Genomic DNA, 528 nt, shown 5'->3' on the forward strand with positions numbered 1-528 from the left:
GAAATTACTCGCCAGGGAAACAGAGCCAGCATTTTAACCCCCTTGTTTAAACGTGATGCTTGAAACATACCATATATGCATGTATAAAGAAACCATAAAAGCATATTGACAGGTTTTTACAGGAGGTCATTGATGACCCGCATTCCCGATACCGATTTAGCCCGCTTAAAGCAAACCGTCTCGTTGTTGGGGCTGGCGCGTAAGCAAGGCCGTCCGATGAAAAAACGTGGTGAGGATTATGTGCTGCGCTGCCCGTTCCATCACGAGAAAACGCCCTCAATGGTGATATCGCCTGCTAAGAACCTGTATCACTGCTTTGGCTGTGGCGCAGCGGGATCGGTGCTGGACTGGGTGATACAAACGGAAGGTGTCACGCTGAAAATCGCTATCCGCCGGCTAAAGGAGCTGGTCGGGCTGCCGGACATGGACAATGCAGTTGTGGCCGCTTCTTCTTTAGCCGCCCCGCCGGGATCACAGGCCGCACCTCTGCCGAGCCCGAAACTGGCCGACCTGGACGATGACGGGCAG

General features: G+C 53.4%; 1 protein-coding gene. It reads left to right on the top strand.

Going from position 1 to position 528, the window contains the following annotated elements:
* Window positions 1-132: 132 nt before the first annotated feature.
* Window positions 133-528, top strand: a 396-nt coding sequence (locus CKY02_RS23260) for a CHC2 zinc finger domain-containing protein (protein WP_240002138.1), incomplete at its 3' end; no start/stop codon positions are given.

The sequence above is a fragment of the Photorhabdus bodei genome, assembly GCF_003287735.1.
Lineage (GTDB): Bacteria > Pseudomonadota > Gammaproteobacteria > Enterobacterales > Enterobacteriaceae > Photorhabdus > Photorhabdus kayaii.